Here is an 18,671-nt window from a genome sequence, read left to right as displayed (position 1 = left end):
CATGGAATTTATCCGCAGCCGTATCGAAACCCAGTTGATGAGTCTGACGGGCCTGTCTCTAGGCCAATTGGACCTGGAAAACCCCAAGGGCGATCCGGGCCTATTCGGGCCAGACTCCGTCAGCTGGCAAGTGCATGGCGACTTCAGCAGCATGCTGATCGGCGGGATCAGCGCGTTGATGCTGCAAGCCTTGCACCCACTGGCTCTCGCCGGGGTGTGGGACCATTCGAACTTCCGTCAGGACATGCTCGGACGTCTGCGCCGTACTTCGCAGTTCATTTCCGGCACTACCTTCGGCTCACGCAAGGATGCCGAGTGGCTGATCGAAAAAGTGCGCACCATCCACCTGCAAGTGGTCGGCCATGCGCCGGACGGGCGCCCTTACGCGGCGAGCGATCCGGCACTGCTGACCTGGGTGCATGTGGCGGAAGTGAGCAACTTTCTCGCCGCCCATCTGCGCTACCGCAACCCGCATCTTTCGGGCGCCGATCAGGACCGTTACTACAGCGAAATCGCACTGGTTGCCGAACGCCTGGGCGCGCAGGACGTACCGCGTTCCAGGCAGCAAATGTCCGAGTATCTGCAGCGAATCCGCCCACAGCTGCTGTGCGACGAGCGCAGCCGGGAGGTGCTGCACCTTCTGCTCAATGCGCCTGCGCCAAGCCCACTGGCCAGACCGCTGGGCGCCTTGATGATGCAGGCCGGCATCGACCTGCTGCCGGACTGGGCCAGCGCCTTGCTCGACCAGCATCAGAGCCCGCTGCAACGGCGGATGATCCGCGCCGGGGTCAAGCGCAGTGCACCGTTGCTGCGCTGGGCGATGCGCAACGGCTCGGTGCAACGTGCCCATCGCCGGATGGGGTTGCTGTAGCCGGCCTGCCATAGCTGCTAAACTGCGCGCCCTTCTGCCCACATCCCCTACGCAAGGCGCGCTCCATGTCTTCATTGAATCAGGCGCTGCGCGCCGCCCTCGATCACCGCCAGGCGCTGATCAACGAACTGCATGCTCAAGGCACCGACTGCTATCGACTGTTTCACGGTAGCCAAGAAGGCGTGGGCGGCTTGACCATTGATCGCTACGGCCCGCAATTGCTGGTGCAGAGTTTTCATCAATCGCTGCCAACCACCGAGCTGCTGGACCTGCATCGACAGATTAATCAGCACATGGGCCTGGAATTGCTGCTGGTGTACAACGACCGCTCTCGCGGCAACTCGCGGATCGATCGCGAAGACACGGTATACCGCGCCGAACCCGCCGCGCTGGAAGATCTGGTGGGCCATGAATGGGGTCTCAAGTACCGCGTGCGTGGTCGGCATGCCGGCCAGGACCCGCTGCTGTTTCTCGATCTGCGCAACACTCGCGGCTGGGTCAAGGAACAGGCTGCCGGCAAGCGCGTGCTGAACCTGTTCGCCTATACCTGCGGCGTGGGCCTGAGCGCCGCCGCCGGTGGCGCGAGCGAAGTGTGCAACCTGGACTTCGCCGAGGGCAACCTGGCGGTCGGACGCGAAAACGGCCAGCTCAACCCTCAACTACCGCCCATGCATTTCGTGCAGTCGGATTACTTCCCGGCGATCCGCCAATTGGCCGGCCTGCCGATCACCCAGCGGCGCGGGCATAAACTGCCGAGCTATCCACGCCTGGAACAGCGCCAGTACGACCTGGTCGTGCTCGACCCACCCGCGTGGGCCAAGAGCGCCTTCGGCACCGTCGACCTGCTTCGCGACTATCAGAGCCTACTCAAGCCCGCTCTGCTTGCGACGGCCGACAACGGCGTGCTGATCTGCTGCAATAACCTGGCAAAGGTCAGCATGGACGACTGGCGTGAACAGGTGCTGCGCTGCGCGGAAAAAGCCGGACGCCCGGTACGTGATTGGAAAGTGATGGCTCCGGGCGCGGATTTCCCTTCCCAGGATCACCAGCCGCCCCTGAAAACGCTGATCCTGCAGCTGTAAGACTTGTCTCAAACGCCCGGTTCTTCGGAACCGAAAACCCGTGCCATACTCCAAGGCACTCCTTGTTCGACATAGATGGCGTCACCCATGCCCAAAGGATTGATCCGCGCCGCCGGCGCCTTGTTGACTGCCCTGGCCTTGTACAGCTTACTGGGCTTTTTGATCCTCCCCGGCATTGGTCTTCGCATTGCCAACCAACAATTGGCCGAGTACGCCACGGTGCCGGCACGCATCGAGCGGATCGAACTCAACCCGTTCAGCCTTGAGCTGACGGTCTGGGGCCTGAAAATCGGAGAACCGGGCAAGGAGCATGTGGGTTTCGAGCGCCTGTACGCCAATCTTCAACTCGACAGCTTATGGTCCCGCGCCCTGCACCTGGCCGATGTGCAACTGGACAAGCCTAAAACCGAATTGCTGTTCGACAAATCCGGCCAACTGAACCTGGCGCAGTTGTTCAAACTGCCACCCAGTGAGCCAACGCCGACTGATCCTGACGCCAAGCCCTTTCCGCTGCGTATCGACAGCATCAAGCTGGCCGGTGGCTATGTGCACTTTGAGGACTTGCGCCCCAGCGAGCCCATCGAATTCCTCTACGACAAGCTCGACTTCGAACTGAAGAACCTCAGTACCCTGCCCGAAGACAACGCCGACATGACCCTGGTCGCCGCCGGCCCCGAGGGTGGGCATATCGACTGGAAAGGTAATTTCAGCCTGGTGCCGATTACGTCTCAGGGCACCCTGAAAGTCACCGACGGCAAGATGAAAGCCTGGTGGCCGTATGTGCGTGACGCCTTGCCACTGGTGCTTGAGGATGGCGTGCTCAACCTGAGCACCGACTATAAATTCAGTCTTGCCAAAGAAACCGAACTGAACCTGACCAACACCGCCGCCAGTATCGCGCCGTTTGCCATCAAGGCGCCGGACGGGCGGCCACTGGTACGCCTGGAGCGCCTGGACGTCAGCGACACCACGGTGGACCTGGCCAAACAACAAGTGGTCGTCGGCAAGATTCGCAGCAATAAACTCGAAACCTGGGCCGCGCGTGAGGCCGACGGGCAACTCGACTGGCAGAAACTGTTCGCCGGCCAACCGAGCAAACCGGCCAAGGCGGCGGAGCCGGCCAGCGCCCCTGCCACCGCTGACTCGCCCAAGGCTGAGCCCGGTGCGCCAAGCAAACCCTGGCAAGTGCTGCTCAAGGATGTGCAACTGCGCAACTACCAAGTGCATCTGGCCGATCGTCAGGCCAAGCCTGCGGTCGCACTGGAGCTGGGCCCGCTGAACGTCGACATGCAGAACTTCGACAGCCTCAACGGCAGCCCCTTCAACCTGAAGATCGATAGCGGCGTGGGTAAACAAGGCAAGCTCCAGGCGAGCGGCGAGGTTAACCTCAACCCGGTCAGCGCCAGGCTCAACGTGAATACCCAGGACATCGACCTGCGCGTCGCCCAGTCCTATATCAGCCCCTTCATTCGTCTGGAACTGCGCAGCGGCATGCTGGGCAGTAATCTCGCCGTCAATCTGAAAAGCACCGATCCGCTGGCGCTGCAGGTGACCGGCCGAGCGCAGGTCGATCAACTGCATACCCTCGACACCCTCAAGACCCGCGACTTTCTCAAATGGCAGCGTCTGGTGCTCGAAGGCGTGAATTACCAACATGGCGAAAGCCTGTCGATCGACAAGGTCAACCTGCTGCAACCGTATGCCCGTTTCATGATCAACGATGACCGCACCACCAATGTCGATGACCTGCTGATCCCGCAGCCGGCGGACACTGGCGCCAAGTCGGCGGCCAAACCGGCCGCGAGTAAAGACAAACCGCTGGGCATTCGCATTGGGCAGATTGCGATCAACGATGGCTCGGCCAATTTCGCCGACTTCAGTCTCACGCCCAACTTCGCCACGGCGATTCAACAGCTCAATGGCCAGATCGGTACCATCGACAGTCGCCAGGCCAAACCTGCCAGCGTCGATATCAAGGGTAAGGTGGACCGCTATGCGCCAGTGACCATCAAAGGCAGTGTCAACCCGTTCGACCCGATGGCGGCGCTGGACATCGCCACCAGCTTTAAACGGGTCGAGCTGACTACCCTCACGCCTTATTCGGGCAAATTCGCGGGCTTCCGCATTCGTAAGGGCCGCCTGAACCTCGACCTGCATTACGTAATCATCAAGGGACAATTGAAGGCCGAAAACAAAGTCGTGGTAGAGCAGCTGCAACTGGGCGAAAAAGTCGACAGCGCCGATGCCGTGGATCTGCCGATCCGTCTCGCGGTCGCGCTGCTCAAGGACAGTGATGGCAAGATCTCCATCGAGCTGCCCGTCAGTGGCGACCTCAATAACCCCCAATTCAGTGTCATGCCGATCGTTTGGCAGACTTTGCGTAACCTGGTGGTTCGCGCCGCCACGGCGCCTTTCAAATTCATTGGTGGGCTGGTCACCGGCGGCGGTTCAGAAGATTTGGGCAACGTATCGTTCGCGCCCGGCTCCAGTGAATTGAGCAAAGACGCCGAGGGCGCGCTGAATAAACTGGCCACAGCGCTTAAAGAACGCCCTGCCCTGCGCCTGGAAATCGAAGGCACCGCCGCAGCCAGCAGCGACGGGCCATTCCTGGCTGAACAGCGCCTGGAGCGCGAATACCAATACAACTACTACAAGATGCTGCAACGTCGGGGCGACAAGGTTCCGGCCCAGGCGTCGTTACTGCAGGTCCCGGAAAACGAAAAAGCCCCGTTGCTCGAAGGCATCTACCGCACCCGCTTGAAACAGCAGCCGCCTGCGGAGTGGAAAGACCTGAGCCGAGACGAACGCTCGGCCAAACTCAAGGACGGCGTGATCAAGTTCTGGAGTGGCAGTGATGTGTTACTGCGCCAGTTGGGACAAGACCGTGCCAGCACCATCAAGGATTACCTTGTGGATAAGGGGCAATTGGAGGACGACCGGGTTTACTTCATTGACGCGCAGCTGGGGCAGGCTGAAAAGGATGGTCGGGTGGTGACACCGATGCATCTGGATGCTGAGTGATGCAAGGCGTCATTCAGCCTCTGTAGGACAGGTTTGAGTGCGGTGAGGGTCGGCGGGGGAAGCCGGCTCCGGTTGGGGCAAGCTCGCTAACCACAGCACGCTGGATCGCCACGTTTAATTGCTGCGTGAAATAGAACAGGCCCTGACACAAAGTGCCGGGGCCTGTAATGACCACTTCCGTGTGGTCGGTCGCATGAACCTCAGAGGTGCATTGAGTGGATATCTAACTCACGCGCCGCCGCCGCTAAGTTCAGACGAACTGTCGAGCGTTACTCAGCTTTCAGGCCGTCGGCCGATACAGCTTTAACGCCTTTGATTTTCTTGGTGATCGCAACAGCAGTGGCTTTCTGCGATTCGGTCACTGGGGTAGCGGACGACAGGGAAACCACGCCTTTGTTGGTTTCAACCTTGATGTCGGTACCAGGAATACCTTTTTCGGTAACCAGATCAGCCTTCACTTTGGTAGTGATCCAGGTGTCCGAAGTGGCATCTTTGGATTTGTCGATGTTATCGGCTTTGACAGCGCCGCCAGCCAACAGGCCGTCAGCGGAAACAGCGGTTACGCCTTTGATTTTCTTGGTGATGGCTACGGCAGTCGCTTTCTGCGAGTCCGAGATAGCTACGTCGGAAGACAGGGAAACCACGCCTTTGTTGGTTTCAACCTTGATGTCCGAACCTGGAATGCCTTTTTCAGTCAGCAAGTCAGCTTTGACTTTGGTGGTGATCCAGGTATCCGAAGTGGACTCTTTAGCCTTGGTCATCTCGCCAGCAGCCAGAGTCATTGGCGCCTGGGTAGGTTGGGCGAAGGCGGCGTTAGCCATGGCCAGGGTCAGAGCGGTAGCTGTTGCGGTAGCGAGAGCGAACTTCTTCATACGAGTAACTCCTGTTTTATCAAAAGTCTGCAGCGTGTAAACCTTGATGCTGCAGCGTTAACAGGGATATTGCAGACACTGTGCCAATTCTGTTCGGACGATTAAATCCTTAAAAAACAATGGGTTATAAAACATGGCTAATTTCGGAATCGTGCATATTGCATGAAGCCCCCTGCTCCTGCATGCAAGTTGCGGCTTTTGAATACGCATTAACCGTCTGATTTTCAGGCATTTTCCATCGCGCATAAAAAAAGGACTCCGTAGAGTCCTTTTCTCAGCTCAAAAACCAGGGTGGTTAAACACCCGAAGCTTTGGCCGCTGCCACGTCTTTGATGGACAGTTTGATACGGCCGCGGTTGTCCACGTCCAGTACCAGCACTTCCACTTCCTGGCCTTCCTTGAGGATGTCGGTCACTTTTTCAACGCGAGCATCGCTCAGCATGGAGATGTGAACCAGACCGTCCTTGCCTGGCAGGATGTTGACGAATGCGCCGAAGTCGACGATGCGCTCAACCTTACCGACGTAGATCTTGCCGATCTCGGCTTCCGCAGTGATACCCAGCACGCGCTGACGCGCGGCTTCCGCAGCTTCCTTGGTTTCACCGAAGATCTTGATCGAACCGTCGTCTTCGATATCGATCGAGGCCTTGGTTTCTTCGCAGATTGCACGAATGGTCGCGCCGCCTTTACCGATAACGTCACGGATTTTGTCGGTGTCGATCTTCATCGCGATCATGGTCGGGGCATTTTCCGACAGCTCGGTACGCGACTGACCAATGATCTGGTTCATCTGGCCGAGGATGTTCAGGCGCGCTTCCAGGGCTTGGCCCAGGGCGATTTCCATGATCTCTTCGGTGATGCCCTTGATCTTGATGTCCATCTGCAGCGCGGTCACACCTTTGGCGGTACCGGCTACTTTGAAGTCCATGTCGCCCAGGTGGTCTTCGTCGCCCAGGATGTCGGTCAGGACGGCGAACTTCTCGCCTTCTTTAACCAGGCCCATGGCGATACCGGCAACCGGTGCCTTCATCGGTACGCCAGCGTCCATCAGCGCCAGGGAAGCACCGCACACGGAAGCCATGGAGCTGGAACCGTTGGATTCGGTGATTTCCGATACCACGCGGATGGTGTAAGGGAACACGTCAGCAGCCGGCAGCATGGCCTGAACCGAACGACGAGCCAGACGGCCGTGACCGATTTCGCGACGACCGGCACCGCCCATGCGACCACACTCGCCCACCGAGAAAGGAGGGAAGTTGTAGTGCAGCATGAAGGGGTCTTTTTTCTCGCCTTCCAACGTGTCCAGCAGTTGCGCGTCACGGGCGGTGCCCAGCGTTGCAACAACCAGCGCCTGAGTTTCACCACGGGTGAACAGAGCCGAACCGTGAGTCTTCGGCAGGACGCCGACTTCAATGTTCAGCGGACGCACGGTGCGGGTGTCGCGACCGTCGATACGTGGCTTGCCGTTAACGATGTTTTCGCGAACGGTGCGGTATTCGATTTCGCCGAAAGCTGCCTTGACGTCGCTGGCGGAAGGCTGGCCTTCTTCGCCGGACAGCTTGGCCACAACCTGATCCTTCAGCTCGCCCAGGCGAGCGTAGCGGTCGGCCTTGACGGTGATGGTGTAGGCGTCGGAGATGGCAGCACCGAACTCGGAACGGATCGCGGCCAGCAGCTCGGTCGCTTCAGCCTGTGGCGCCCAGGTCCAGGTTGGCTTGGCGGCTTCGGCAGCCAGCTCGGTGACCGCTTTGATAACGGCCTGGAACTCGTCGTGGGCAAACAATACAGCGCCCAGCATTTGGTCTTCGGTCAGCTCTTTGGCTTCCGATTCAACCATCAGTACGGCTTCCGAGGTACCGGCAACGACCATGTCCAGGCTCGATGCTTTCAGTTGCTCGTAAGTCGGGTTCAGCAGGTAGCCGGTGCTTTCGTGGAACGCAACACGGGCAGCACCGATCGGGCCATCGAAAGGAATGCCGGAGATGGCCAGGGCAGCCGAGGTACCGATCATCGCAGCGATGTCCGGATCGGTCTTTTTGCTGGTGGAAACGACGGTGCAGACAACCTGCACTTCGTTCATGAAGCCTTCTGGGAACAGTGGACGGATCGGGCGATCGATCAGTCGGGACGTCAGGGTTTCTTTCTCGGAAGGACGGCCTTCACGCTTGAAGAAACCGCCAGGGATCTTACCGGCAGCGTAAGTCTTTTCCTGGTAGTGAACGGAAAGAGGAAAGAAGCCTTTGCTTGGGTCAGCGGTCTTGGCACCCACAACGGTCACCAATACGGTGACGTCGTCATCAACGGTAACCAGCACTGCGCCGGAGGCTTGACGGGCGATACGGCCTGTCTCGAGGGTAACGGTCGACTGACCGAACTGAAATTTTTTGATAACCGGGTTCACGGTGTCCTACCTTCTTTGTGGCTCTTGGGGAACTTGTCTTCTTGCGAAATTCTTGGGCAATGCCGGGAATCGGCCCGACGCTCGTCCAGGGTAAAACGTGTATCCAGATAAAACTTGAGGCTGGGAGCCTGCCATGGGCCAGCGCAATCGCACTGACACACGGCAGACAACCAACCTCTAGCGCAATCGCTTATTAGCGACGCAGACCCAGGCGACCGATCAGAGCCTGATAACGACCCAGATCCTTGCCTTTCAGGTAGTCCAGCAGCTTACGGCGCTGGTTTACCATGCGGATCAGACCACGACGGGAGTGGTGGTCTTTACCGTTGGCCTTGAAGTGACCTTGCAGCTTGTTGATGTTGTGGGTCAGCAGTGCAACTTGCACTTCTGGCGAACCAGTGTCACCAACAGCTTGCTGATAGTCAGCTACGATTTGTGCTTTTTCTTGAACGTCGAGAGCCATGAGGCAATCCTTCTTTCAGGAAACCACCCAAAGGATGGTTTCAACAGGCCAGGGACAAATCCCTGTATCTAAAAATGAGTGTTGACCATGCCTGTTAACAGCCACACTCGTTCGGTCATTCTGACCGAATCAGTCGACGCGGCGCGATGCGCCCGTCTTCGCTCACTTCACCGATACCGATAAAGCGACCGTTATGATCCTGTACCCGCACCATGCCGAACTTCGGGGCATCCGGCGCGCGTACCGGCTGGCCGTTGAGCCAGTAGAACGCGCTGTGCTCCGAGAAGTGCAGCAATGGCCAATCCAGCAGCCCACTGTCCGATGGCATCAAAAAGCGATCAACCGCTTCATTGCCGCCTTCGGCATGCACCGCTTCCAGCTCTTCCAGGGTCACGGTCTGTGCCAGGCTGAAAGGGCCGGCCTGTGTGCGCCGCAGCTCTGCAACGTACGCGCCGCAACCGAGCTTTTCACCGATATCTTCCACCAGGGTACGGATATAGGTGCCTTTGCTGCAGTCCACCGCCAGGCGCGCGGTGTCGCCTTCACAGGCGAGCAATTCCAAGCGCGCAATAGTAACAGAACGCGGTTCGCGCTCCACTACTTCACCCGCACGCGCCAACTTGTAAAGCGGCTGCCCATCACGCTTGAGGGCCGAGTACATTGGCGGTATCTGACTGATTTCCCCGCGAAAAGCGGGTAAAGCAGCCTCAATATCAGCACGACCAACGGTCACATCGCGAACCTGCAGAACATCACCTTCGGCATCGGCCGTGGTGGTGGTCTTGCCCAGCTGCATCAGGGTTTCGTAACCCTTGTCGGAATCGAGCAGGTACTGCGAAAACTTGGTGGCTTCGCCGAAGCACAACGGCAATACACCGGTGGCCAGCGGATCGAGACTCCCGGTGTGCCCGGCCTTTTCGGCGTTGAGCAGCCAGCGGACCTTCTGCAGCGCGGCATTGGAGGTAAAGCCAATGGGCTTGTCGAGCAGAATAATGCCGCTGACATTGCGACGGATACGTTTGACCTGAGCCACCGCTTACTCCTTGGCGTCTTCAGGTGTGGACGGGTGCTGGCTGTCTTCAGCCACGGCACGCTCGATCAATGCCGACAGGTGCGCGCCGCGTACGACGCTTTCGTCGTAGTGGAAGTGCAACTGAGGAACGCTGCGCAGCTTCATTTCACGGGCCAACTGCATGCGCAGGAAGCCTGCTGCAGCGTTAAGCACCTTGATGCTTTGCGCGATTTCTTCGCTGCTGTCCTGCCCCATCACGGTGATGAAGATCTTCGCGTGACCCACGTCGCGACTCACTTCCACAGCGGTGATGGTGACCAGGCCAACGCGCGGGTCTTTGACTTCGCGACGGATCAGTTGAGCCAGCTCGCGCTGCATCTGATCGCCGATACGCTGGGTACGGCTGTATTCTTTTGCCATGTCTTGTTACCTGTTACTGCCACACGGTGAAACCCGTGGGGTCTGAAAGCGGCAAACGCCCGGCCTGACAAAAGCCAGACCGGGCGTTGCGTTTAGAGTCCGTACGCTGCGCGGGGCATTTGCATGCCCACGCGCCGCGTGGCTCCGGAAGTGCGCGAGTCAGAGGCTGCGAGCAACCTGAACCTTCTCGAAGACTTCGATCTTGTCGCCAACCTTGACGTCGTTGTAGCTCTTGACCGCGATACCGCACTCCATGCCGGCACGTACTTCAGACGCGTCATCCTTGAAGCGGCGCAGGGATTCCAGCTCGCCTTCGAAAATAACGATGTCTTCACGCAGTACACGGATAGGACGGTTACGGTACACAGTACCTTCGACAACCATGCAGCCGGCAACCGCACCGAATTTCGGCGAGCGGAACACGTCACGCACCTCGGCGATACCCAGGATATTCTCCCGAACGTCACTGCCAAGCATGCCGGTAAGGGCTTTCTTGACGTCTTCGATGATGTCGTAGATGACGTTGTAGTAACGCATGTCCAGGCCTTCCTGCTCGACAATCTTGCGAGCGCCGGCATCGGCACGCACGTTGAAGCCAAACAGTACAGCGTTGGAAGCCAGTGCCAGGTTGGCGTCGGATTCGGTGATACCACCGACACCGCCACCGACAACACGCACTTGCACTTCGTCGTTACCCAGGCCGTTCAAGGCGCCGTTCAACGCTTCGAGGGAACCACGTACGTCAGATTTGAGGACGATGTTAAGCGTCTTCTTCTCTTCCTGGCCCATGTTCTCGAAGATGTTTTCAAGCTTGCCGGCGTGAGCACGGGCCAACTTGACCTCACGGAACTTGCCTTGACGGAACAGAGCCACTTCACGGGCTTTCTTCTCGTCGGCAACCACGCTCATCTCGTCGCCAGCGTCCGGGGTACCGTCCAGGCCGAGAATCTCGACGGGGATGGCCGGACCGGCTTCCTTGATTGGCTTACCGTTCTCGTCGAGCATGGCACGTACACGGCCGTAGTTCGAACCGACCAGTACCATGTCGCCTTGGCGCAGGGTACCGTCTTGAACCAGCACGGTCGCAACCGGGCCACGGCCTTTGTCGAGGCGGGATTCAACCACAACACCACGGCCAGGAGCCGATGGGGTAGCGGTCAGTTCCAGGACTTCGGCTTGCAGCAGAACGGCTTCAAGCAGTTCGTCAACGCCAGTACCCATTTTTGCGGAAACCGGTACGAATGGAGTGTCGCCACCCCACTCTTCCGACGTCACGCCGTGAACCGACAGTTCGCTACGGATGCGATCGAGATCGGCGCCCGGCTTGTCGATTTTGTTCACGGCGACTACCAGCGGAACGCCAGCTGCCTTGGCATGCTGAACGGCTTCGATGGTTTGTGGCATTACGCCGTCGTCCGCTGCAACCACCAGGATCACGATGTCGGTCGCCTTGGCACCACGGGCACGCATCGCGGTAAACGCGGCGTGACCAGGGGTGTCGAGGAACGTCACCATGCCACGGTCGGTTTCAACGTGGTAAGCGCCGATGTGCTGGGTAATACCACCGGCTTCGCCAGCAGCCACCTTGGCACGACGGATGTAGTCGAGCAGGGAGGTTTTACCGTGGTCAACGTGGCCCATTACGGTCACAACCGGTGCACGGGAAACCGCTTCACCTTCAAACTTCAGGGACTCGGCCAGGGAATCTTCCAGGGCGGTGTCGCTGACCAGGGTCACTTTGTGGCCCAGCTCTTCAGCAACCAGTTGAGCAGTTTCCTGGTCCAGTACCTGGTTGATGGTAGCCGGAGTGCCCAGCTTGAACATGAACTTGATGATTTCAGCAGCCTTGACCGACATCTGCTGGGCCAGATCGCCCACAGTGATGGTCTCGCCGATCTTCACTTCACGCACGACAGGGCCGGTTGGGCTCTGGAAACCGTGGGCGTTGCGTTTCTTCAGCTTGGCCTTGCCGCGACCACCACGACGGAAGCCATCGCTTTCTTCGTCGGTTGTACGTGGGGCAACGCGTGGAGCAGGCGCTTTCTCTTTGACCGAAGCACGATGCGGAGCGTTTTTGCGCTCGCCATCACCGCCACCACCGCGACGATTGTTATCGTCGGCACGTGGTTTGTCCGGACGACGAGGCTCGTCGCGCTTGCGGGCATCTGCTGCCGGAGCAGGTGCTGCAGCCACCGGAGCGGCCTCACGCACAGCTTCAACAGGAGCGGCAACCGCTTCAGTGTTAGCAGGTTGCGCAGCAGCAGGCTGGCGACGCGCTTCTTCTTCGGCGCGACGCTTGGCTTCTTCTTCAGCCTTCTGACGAGCAGCATTTTCTACTGCGCGACGTTCTTCCAGTTCGCGTTTACGCTCGGCTTCGATTTCTTCCGGGCTGCGCTGTACGAAGACTTTCTTCTTGCGTACTTCAACGCTGATGCTCTTGCTACCCGCAACACGCAGGGTGCTGGTGGTTTTGCGCTGCAATGTAATCTTGCGCGGTTCTTCCACTTTCGCCTTGTGGCTGCTCTTCAAGTGAGTCAGCAAAGACTGCTTCTCACTATCGCTCACACCTTCATCGGCGGCGGTGTGCGGCAGACCTGCCTCACGCATCTGCTGCAACAGGCGCTCTACCGGTGTTTTGACCTCATCGGCCAGTTGTTTCACCGTGACTTGCGTCATGCACTTCTCTCCTCAGGCCGCGCCTAGTTACTCGAACCAATGGGCTCGGGCGGCCATGATCAACTTGCCGGCACGATCTTCGTCAATGCCGTCGATGTCGAGCAGATCGTCAATAGACTGCTCGGCCAGGTCTTCGCGGGTAATTACGCCGCGCACCGCCAGTTCCATCGCCAAATCCTTGTCCATACCCTCAAGCGAGAGCAGGTCTTCGGCCGGATGGGCGTCTGCCAGCTTTTCCTCAGTAGCGATGGCTTTAGTCAACAAGCGATCCTTGGCCCGAGCGCGAAGCTCGTTGACGATATCTTCGTCAAAGCCGTCGATGTTGAGCATTTCTTCCAACGGTACGTAGGCAATCTCTTCCAGGCTGGTGAAGCCTTCATCTACCAGCACCTGTGCCAGCTCTTCATCGACTTCCAACTCTTCGATGAAGTTGCGCAGGATGTCACCGGTTTCAGCTTGCTGCTTAGCCTGGATGTCCGATTCGGTCATCACGTTCAGGGTCCAACCGGTCAGTTGGCTGGCCAGACGCACGTTCTGACCACCACGACCAATGGCCTGAGCCAGATTGTCTGCGCCAACGGCGATGTCCATCGCATGGGCATCTTCGTCAACGATAATTGCCGCCACTTCAGCCGGCGACATGGCGTTGATCACGAACTGCGCCGGGTTATCGTCCCACAGGACAATGTCCACGCGCTCACCGCCCAATTCGCCAGACACCGCCTGGACGCGCGAACCGCGCATACCAATGCAGGCACCTTGCGGGTCGATGCGTTTGTCTTTGGAGCGGACCGCAATCTTGGCGCGCGAACCCGGGTCGCGGGACGCCGCCATGACTTCGATCAGGCCTTCGGCAATTTCCGGCACTTCGATACGGAACAGCTCAATCAGCATTTCCGGAGCGGTACGCGACAGGATCAACTGAGGGCCGCGGTTCTCGGTGCGGATTTCCTTGAGCAGCGCACGCAAGCGCACGCCCACACGGAAGGTTTCGCGAGAGATGATGTCTTCACGAGCCAGCAACGCTTCGGCGTTATTGCCCAGATCGACGATCACGTTGTCGCGGGTGACTTTCTTAACGGTGCCGGAGATGATTTCACCCAGGCGTTCGCGATAGGCGTCAACGACTTGAGCGCGCTCAGCTTCGCGGACTTTCTGCACGATGACCTGCTTGGCGGTCTGTGCAGCAATACGGCCGAATTCGATCGATTCGATTTTTTCTTCGACCACATCGCCAACCTTGGCACCAGGATGCGTTTCAGCAACCTTGCTCGGCCAGGTTTCAATAGCCGGATCGTCAAGATCGGCCTCTTCGACGACTGTCCAGCGACGGAAAGTCTCATAGGCACCGGTGTGGCGATTGATTTCCACACGCAGATCAACTTCGTCCTCAAAACGTTTTTTGGTAGCAGTGGCCAGGGCCAGCTCCAACGCTTCAAAAATCACGCTTGCCGGTACGCCCTTTTCATTGGATACCGACTCAACAACCAGCAGTACTTCTTTGCTCATCGTACGCCTCGCCTTTCGCAAGCCATTGGATCCGCGGGATCCGCGTCTCAGTCAAAACTGGGAATAATGTTGGCCTTGTCGACCATATCGATCGGCAACAGGAATTCATGGTCTTCTACCTGCACCACGACATCCTGTTCTTCTACACCGCGCAGAAGGCCCTGAAAGTTGCGTCGCCCTTCAAAGGGAGATCGCAGCTTGATCTTCACTTGTTCACCGGCATATTTAGCAAACTGCTCAAGAGTGAACAGTGGGCGTTCCATGCCTGGCGAGGAAACTTCGAGGGTGTATTCAACGGAGATCGGATCTTCAACATCCAACACACCACTGATCTGACGGCTGACAATGGCACAATCGTCCACCAGCACACCGCCCTCTTTATCGATATAAACGCGCAACATTGAGTGGCGACCTTGAGCCGAAAACTCAATACCCCAGCATTCATAGCCTAGGGCCACGACCACCGGGGCCAGCAAGGCCTGCAACTCTTCTAGCTTGCTCGACACCTGAACCCCCTCGTGCATGTATGTGCATGCTGTGCAAAATAAAAAAATGGGCGAAACGCCCATCCTTGAAACGCCGTCGAACAGCGGCGTTGAAAGTGTCCAGCTAACAAAAAGCCCCTTAAAAGGGGCTCCGCTAAAACTGGTTGCGGGGGCCGGATTTGAACCGACGACCTTCGGGTTATGAGCCCGACGAGCTACCAGACTGCTCCACCCCGCGACAAAGCTGGGGCGGAAGTATACGACCGATCCCTTGCAGGGTCAATGTAACCTTCCACCTACAAGAAAGCCCGCAACAGCGGGCTCTCCTGATAATTGGTACCGAGAAGGGGACTCGAACCCCTACACCCTATGGGCACAACCACCTCAAGGTTGCGTGTCTACCAATTCCACCACCTCGGCAATACAACGTTTACAACTCTTCTTACTTCTGCTCTTGAGCTGGAGGTACGTCAGTCGCTGGAGTAGCCGACTTTTGCTCTTGAAGCACCGGAACATCATCAGAAGCCGGTTTTGCTTTTGGTACTTCCAACACTGCTGGATCTGGCAAACCTACTTGAGTCAGCACATGAGCTTTCTCTTTAGCAAAGTAACCTAACCCCAAGCTGGTTATGAAGAAACCGGCGGCAAGTATAGCAGTAAACTTACTAAGAAAGGTAGAGGAACCTTGGCTTCCGAATACAGTATTTGAAGCACCTGCACCGAAAGACGCACCAGCATCCGCACCTTTACCCTGTTGCAGCAAAACCAGGGCAACTACGCCCAGTGCAGCCAACAGATGAAAAACGACCACGACTGTTTCCAGCATTTTTTCAGTTTCCCGCGGCGCGACAGATCGCACCGAACTCATCTGCATTCAGGGAAGCTCCACCAATGAGCCCCCCATCGATATCCGGCATGCCGAACAGTTCGACCGCATTGGCCGCCTTCACGCTGCCGCCGTATAGAAGACGCACACCTTGTGCGACTTCAGAATTCTCTGCCGCCAACTGCGCGCGGATGGCTGCGTGCACATCCTGCGCCTGTTGCGGTGTAGCAGTCAGCCCGGTGCCAATGGCCCAGACCGGCTCGTATGCGATGACCGCTTTTGCAAACGCACCAACACCCAACTCTTCGATGATGCTGCCCAGCTGACGCGAGACAACCTCAAGAGTCTTGCCCGATTCGCGCTGCTCCAGGGTTTCCCCTATGCACAACACTGGGATCAGACCGCATGCCTGTGCCGCTGCGAACTTGCGATTGAGCATCCCATCGCGCTCACCCATCATCTGACGGCGCTCGGAGTGCCCGACAAGCACAAAGGAACATCCCGCATCGACCAGCTGACTCGGCGCAATTTCGCCGGTCAACGCACCTTGCATGGCTTCCACCGCAGAATTCTGCGCGCCGACCTGGATCGACTTACCCTTCAAGCCATCAACCACTTGGGCGATATGCAGGCAAGGCGGGAAAACCGCAACATCGACACCGCCAGGCAAGGCCAAGTGACGAAGGCCATTGATCAGCTCAGCGACACTGGCGCGGGTACCGTGCATCTTCCAGTTACCAGCTACCATAGTGCGACGCATGCTGTACCTCGTCGGTCAAAGTGGGCGCAGATGTTACCCAACCCTTTCATCACTGGCAAGCCGAATTCAGGCGCAAACTTCAGTTACCAGTTTTGCCAGGTCTTCAGCGTGGCCGCGAACCTGTGTTTCATCTTCACCCTCGACCATGACACGCACCAGAGGCTCCGTGCCCGACTTGCGCAGCAATACCCGCCCACGCCCTTCCATCGCCAGGGTTACGCGCTCACAAGCGTCCTTGACCGCAGGGTGCTCAATCGGGTTTTCGCCTCCACCGAACCGCACGTTCAGCAGCACTTGCGGACACTTACGCAACGCCTGCCGCGCCTGAGCCAGGCTTTCCTCGCGACGACGCAAGGCAAGCAGCACCTGCAGCGCGGCGATAATCGCATCACCGGTCGTGGTGTGCTGGAAGCACACGATATGGCCCGAGTTCTCACCACCTATCTGCCAATTACGCTCGAGCAGCTCTGCGATGACATAACGATCACCGACATTGGCGCGAATAAAGGGAATGCCCAGATCTGCCAGGGCGAGCTCGAGCCCGAGATTGCTCATCAAGGTGCCGACCACACCCCCTTGCAACTTGTTACGCTCATGCAGGTCGCGAGCAATAATGAACAACAAGTCATCGCCATCCACGATGGTACCTGTGTGATCCACCATCAGAACACGGTCGCCGTCGCCATCGAAAGCGATACCCAGGTCTGCATGCTCGGCCAATACTGCGGCCTGCAACTGCTCCATATGGGTAGAGCCGCAGTTGTCGTTGATGTTCAAGCCGTTAGGCTGGGCCGACAACACAGTAACCTGTGCACCCAACTCCTTGAACACGCTCGGCGCCACCTTGTAGGTTGCACCGTGGGCGCAATCGACAACGATCTTCAACCCGGCGAAATTGGTGCTGCTTGGCACGCTGCTCTTGCAGAACTCAATGTAACGGCCGGACGCGTCGTTAATACGCGAGACCTTGCCCAACTTGCTGGATTCGACCACTGTCATCGGCGCATCCAGCAACTCCTCGATCATCAGCTCAATCTCATCGGGCAGCTTGGTACCTTGACCCGAGAAAAACTTGATACCGTTGTCATCATGAGGGTTATGCGAAGCACTGATAACAATGCCCGCCTCGGCATGGAAGGTACGCGTCAGGTAGGCGATGGCGGGCGTGGGCATTGGCCCCAGCAGCATCACATCGGCCCCAGCCGCGGACAACCCGGCCTCCAGCGCAGACTCGAACATATACCCCGAAATTCGAGTGTCCTTGCCCACCAGGATGCGACACGCGCCCATGCTGCGGAACGCCATCCCCGCCGCCCATCCCAACTTGAGCATAAAGTCAGGGGTAATCGGGAACTCGCCGACCCGACCACGGATTCCGTCGGTGCCAAAATATTTTTTAGTCATAAGTGCTCCATCATTCTTATTCGGCTGATTCTACAGCGGCAATCATACGCACCACGTCCACTGTCTCGGCGACATCGTGCACGCGCAGAATTCGCGCGCCTTTGGTCAAGGCGAGTGCCGCCAGTGCAAGTCCGCCATACAGACGCTCACCCACCGGACGATTCAACGCCAGCCCTATCATGCTCTTGCGCGACACCCCTACCAACAGGGGCCGACCAAGGGCATGCAAGGACTCCAGGTGCTTGAACAGGCTTAAATTATGTTGCAGGGTTTTGGCGAATCCAAAACCCGGATCAAGGATGATCTGCTCCGGCGCAATACCCACGGCAGCACATTGGGCAATCCGCTCAGCGAGAAAGCCTGTCACCTCTCCCACCAAATCGTCGTAATGCGGGTTGTCCTGCATAGTGCCGGGCTCGCCCAACATGTGCATGAGGCACACCGGCAACCCGGTAGCGGCAGCTGCGTCCAACGCGCCATCGCGCCGCAGTGACCGCACATCATTGATCAAGCCAGCCCCCAAACGAGCAGTTTCGCGCATCACTGCGGGGGTCGAAGTATCAACGGAGATGATGACGTCCAACTCCCGGGCAATACGCTCGACAACCGGAGCGACCCGCTCCAACTCCTCAAGAGGAGAAACCACACGGGCACCAGGCCGAGTCGACTCACCACCGACATCGATCAACGTCGCGCCAGCCGCCACCATCGCCTCGGCATGACGCAACGCAGCGTCCTGCTGACTGAATCGGCCGCCATCAGAAAAGGAATCGGGGGTTACATTGAGGATACCCATGACGTGTGTATGGGCCAAATCAAGAACCCGGCTGCCGCAAGGCAACCGGGTGGAGGGCAACACAGAAGTCATT

Annotated in this window: 15 protein-coding genes and 2 tRNA genes; 3 read left to right on the top strand and 14 right to left on the bottom strand. The window is 58.2% G+C overall.

Annotated elements, in window-relative coordinates; translation table 11 throughout:
* Position 1: 1 nt before the first annotated feature.
* The 3 genes from OSC50_RS03000 to OSC50_RS02990 all read left to right on the top strand — a co-directional run bounded on the left by OSC50_RS03000 (position 2) and on the right by OSC50_RS02990 (position 4,974).
* Positions 2-871: an oxygenase MpaB family protein gene (locus OSC50_RS03000; protein WP_266246812.1), complete on the top strand. Its 870-nt coding sequence runs from the start codon at positions 2-4 to the stop codon at positions 869-871.
* 65 nt (positions 872-936) lie between these two features.
* On the top strand, positions 937-1,953 hold the full coding sequence (locus OSC50_RS02995) for a class I SAM-dependent rRNA methyltransferase (RefSeq protein ID WP_181080009.1): 1,017 nt from the start codon (positions 937-939) through the stop codon (positions 1,951-1,953).
* A gap of 87 nt (positions 1,954-2,040) precedes the next feature.
* Positions 2,041-4,974 carry a DUF748 domain-containing protein gene (locus tag OSC50_RS02990; RefSeq protein WP_266246815.1) on the top strand — a complete coding sequence of 978 codons (2,934 nt, stop codon included), beginning with the start codon at positions 2,041-2,043 and terminating at the stop codon, positions 4,972-4,974.
* A gap of 269 nt (positions 4,975-5,243) precedes the next feature.
* Here the strand turns inward: OSC50_RS02990 and OSC50_RS02985 are convergent, their stop codons facing one another.
* The 14 genes from OSC50_RS02985 to folP all read right to left on the bottom strand — a co-directional run bounded on the left by OSC50_RS02985 (position 5,244) and on the right by folP (position 18,670).
* A complete protein-coding gene (locus tag OSC50_RS02985) occupies positions 5,244-5,846 on the bottom strand; it encodes a BON domain-containing protein (RefSeq protein WP_181080011.1) in 603 nt (200 codons plus the stop codon).
* A 295-nt stretch (positions 5,847-6,141) separates the two neighbouring features.
* On the bottom strand, positions 6,142-8,247 hold the full coding sequence (pnp, locus tag OSC50_RS02980; RefSeq protein WP_181080012.1) for a polyribonucleotide nucleotidyltransferase: 2,106 nt from the start codon (positions 8,245-8,247) through the stop codon (positions 6,142-6,144).
* Positions 8,248-8,440: 193 nt separating this feature from the next.
* Complete coding sequence (gene rpsO, locus OSC50_RS02975) at positions 8,441-8,710, bottom strand: 30S ribosomal protein S15 (RefSeq protein WP_003176135.1); 270 nt, start codon at positions 8,708-8,710, stop codon at positions 8,441-8,443.
* Positions 8,711-8,825: 115 nt separating this feature from the next.
* Positions 8,826-9,743, bottom strand: coding sequence for a tRNA pseudouridine(55) synthase TruB (truB, locus tag OSC50_RS02970; RefSeq protein ID WP_034117853.1), 918 nt, complete (start codon positions 9,741-9,743; stop codon positions 8,826-8,828).
* A gap of 3 nt (positions 9,744-9,746) precedes the next feature.
* Positions 9,747-10,142, bottom strand: a complete 396-nt coding sequence (rbfA, locus tag OSC50_RS02965; RefSeq protein ID WP_057725021.1) for a 30S ribosome-binding factor RbfA — start codon at positions 10,140-10,142, stop codon at positions 9,747-9,749.
* A 159-nt stretch (positions 10,143-10,301) separates the two neighbouring features.
* A complete protein-coding gene (gene infB / locus OSC50_RS02960) occupies positions 10,302-12,818 on the bottom strand; it encodes a translation initiation factor IF-2 (RefSeq protein WP_181080014.1) in 2,517 nt (838 codons plus the stop codon).
* A 27-nt stretch (positions 12,819-12,845) separates the two neighbouring features.
* The gene (nusA, locus tag OSC50_RS02955) at positions 12,846-14,327 is read right to left on the bottom strand and encodes a transcription termination factor NusA (protein WP_181080015.1); all 1,482 of its coding nucleotides are present in this window, start codon (positions 14,325-14,327) and stop codon (positions 12,846-12,848) included.
* Between the two features lie 47 nt (positions 14,328-14,374).
* Entirely contained in the window at positions 14,375-14,833 is a 459-nt protein-coding gene (gene rimP / locus OSC50_RS02950; RefSeq protein ID WP_181080016.1) for a ribosome maturation factor RimP, read from the bottom strand.
* A gap of 140 nt (positions 14,834-14,973) precedes the next feature.
* Positions 14,974-15,050 (bottom strand) — tRNA-Met (locus tag OSC50_RS02945).
* 96 nt (positions 15,051-15,146) lie between these two features.
* A tRNA-Leu gene (locus OSC50_RS02940) sits at positions 15,147-15,232 on the bottom strand.
* 22 nt (positions 15,233-15,254) lie between these two features.
* Positions 15,255-15,638, bottom strand: a complete 384-nt coding sequence (gene secG, locus OSC50_RS02935; RefSeq protein WP_253509405.1) for a preprotein translocase subunit SecG — start codon at positions 15,636-15,638, stop codon at positions 15,255-15,257.
* A gap of 4 nt (positions 15,639-15,642) precedes the next feature.
* Positions 15,643-16,398: a triose-phosphate isomerase gene (gene tpiA, locus OSC50_RS02930; RefSeq protein WP_181080018.1), complete on the bottom strand. Its 756-nt coding sequence runs from the start codon at positions 16,396-16,398 to the stop codon at positions 15,643-15,645.
* Between the two features lie 66 nt (positions 16,399-16,464).
* Positions 16,465-17,802, bottom strand: a complete 1,338-nt coding sequence (gene glmM, locus OSC50_RS02925; RefSeq protein ID WP_181080019.1) for a phosphoglucosamine mutase — start codon at positions 17,800-17,802, stop codon at positions 16,465-16,467.
* Between the two features lie 16 nt (positions 17,803-17,818).
* The gene (gene folP / locus OSC50_RS02920; RefSeq protein WP_181080020.1) at positions 17,819-18,670 is read right to left on the bottom strand and encodes a dihydropteroate synthase; all 852 of its coding nucleotides are present in this window, start codon (positions 18,668-18,670) and stop codon (positions 17,819-17,821) included.
* Position 18,671 lies beyond the last annotated feature (1 nt).

The organism is Pseudomonas quebecensis, assembly GCF_026410085.1.
In the GTDB taxonomy this organism is placed as follows: Bacteria; Pseudomonadota; Gammaproteobacteria; order Pseudomonadales; family Pseudomonadaceae; genus Aquipseudomonas; species Aquipseudomonas quebecensis.
The sequence above is the reverse complement of the archived record's forward strand: the minus strand, read 5'-3'. Positions and strand labels throughout refer to the sequence as shown.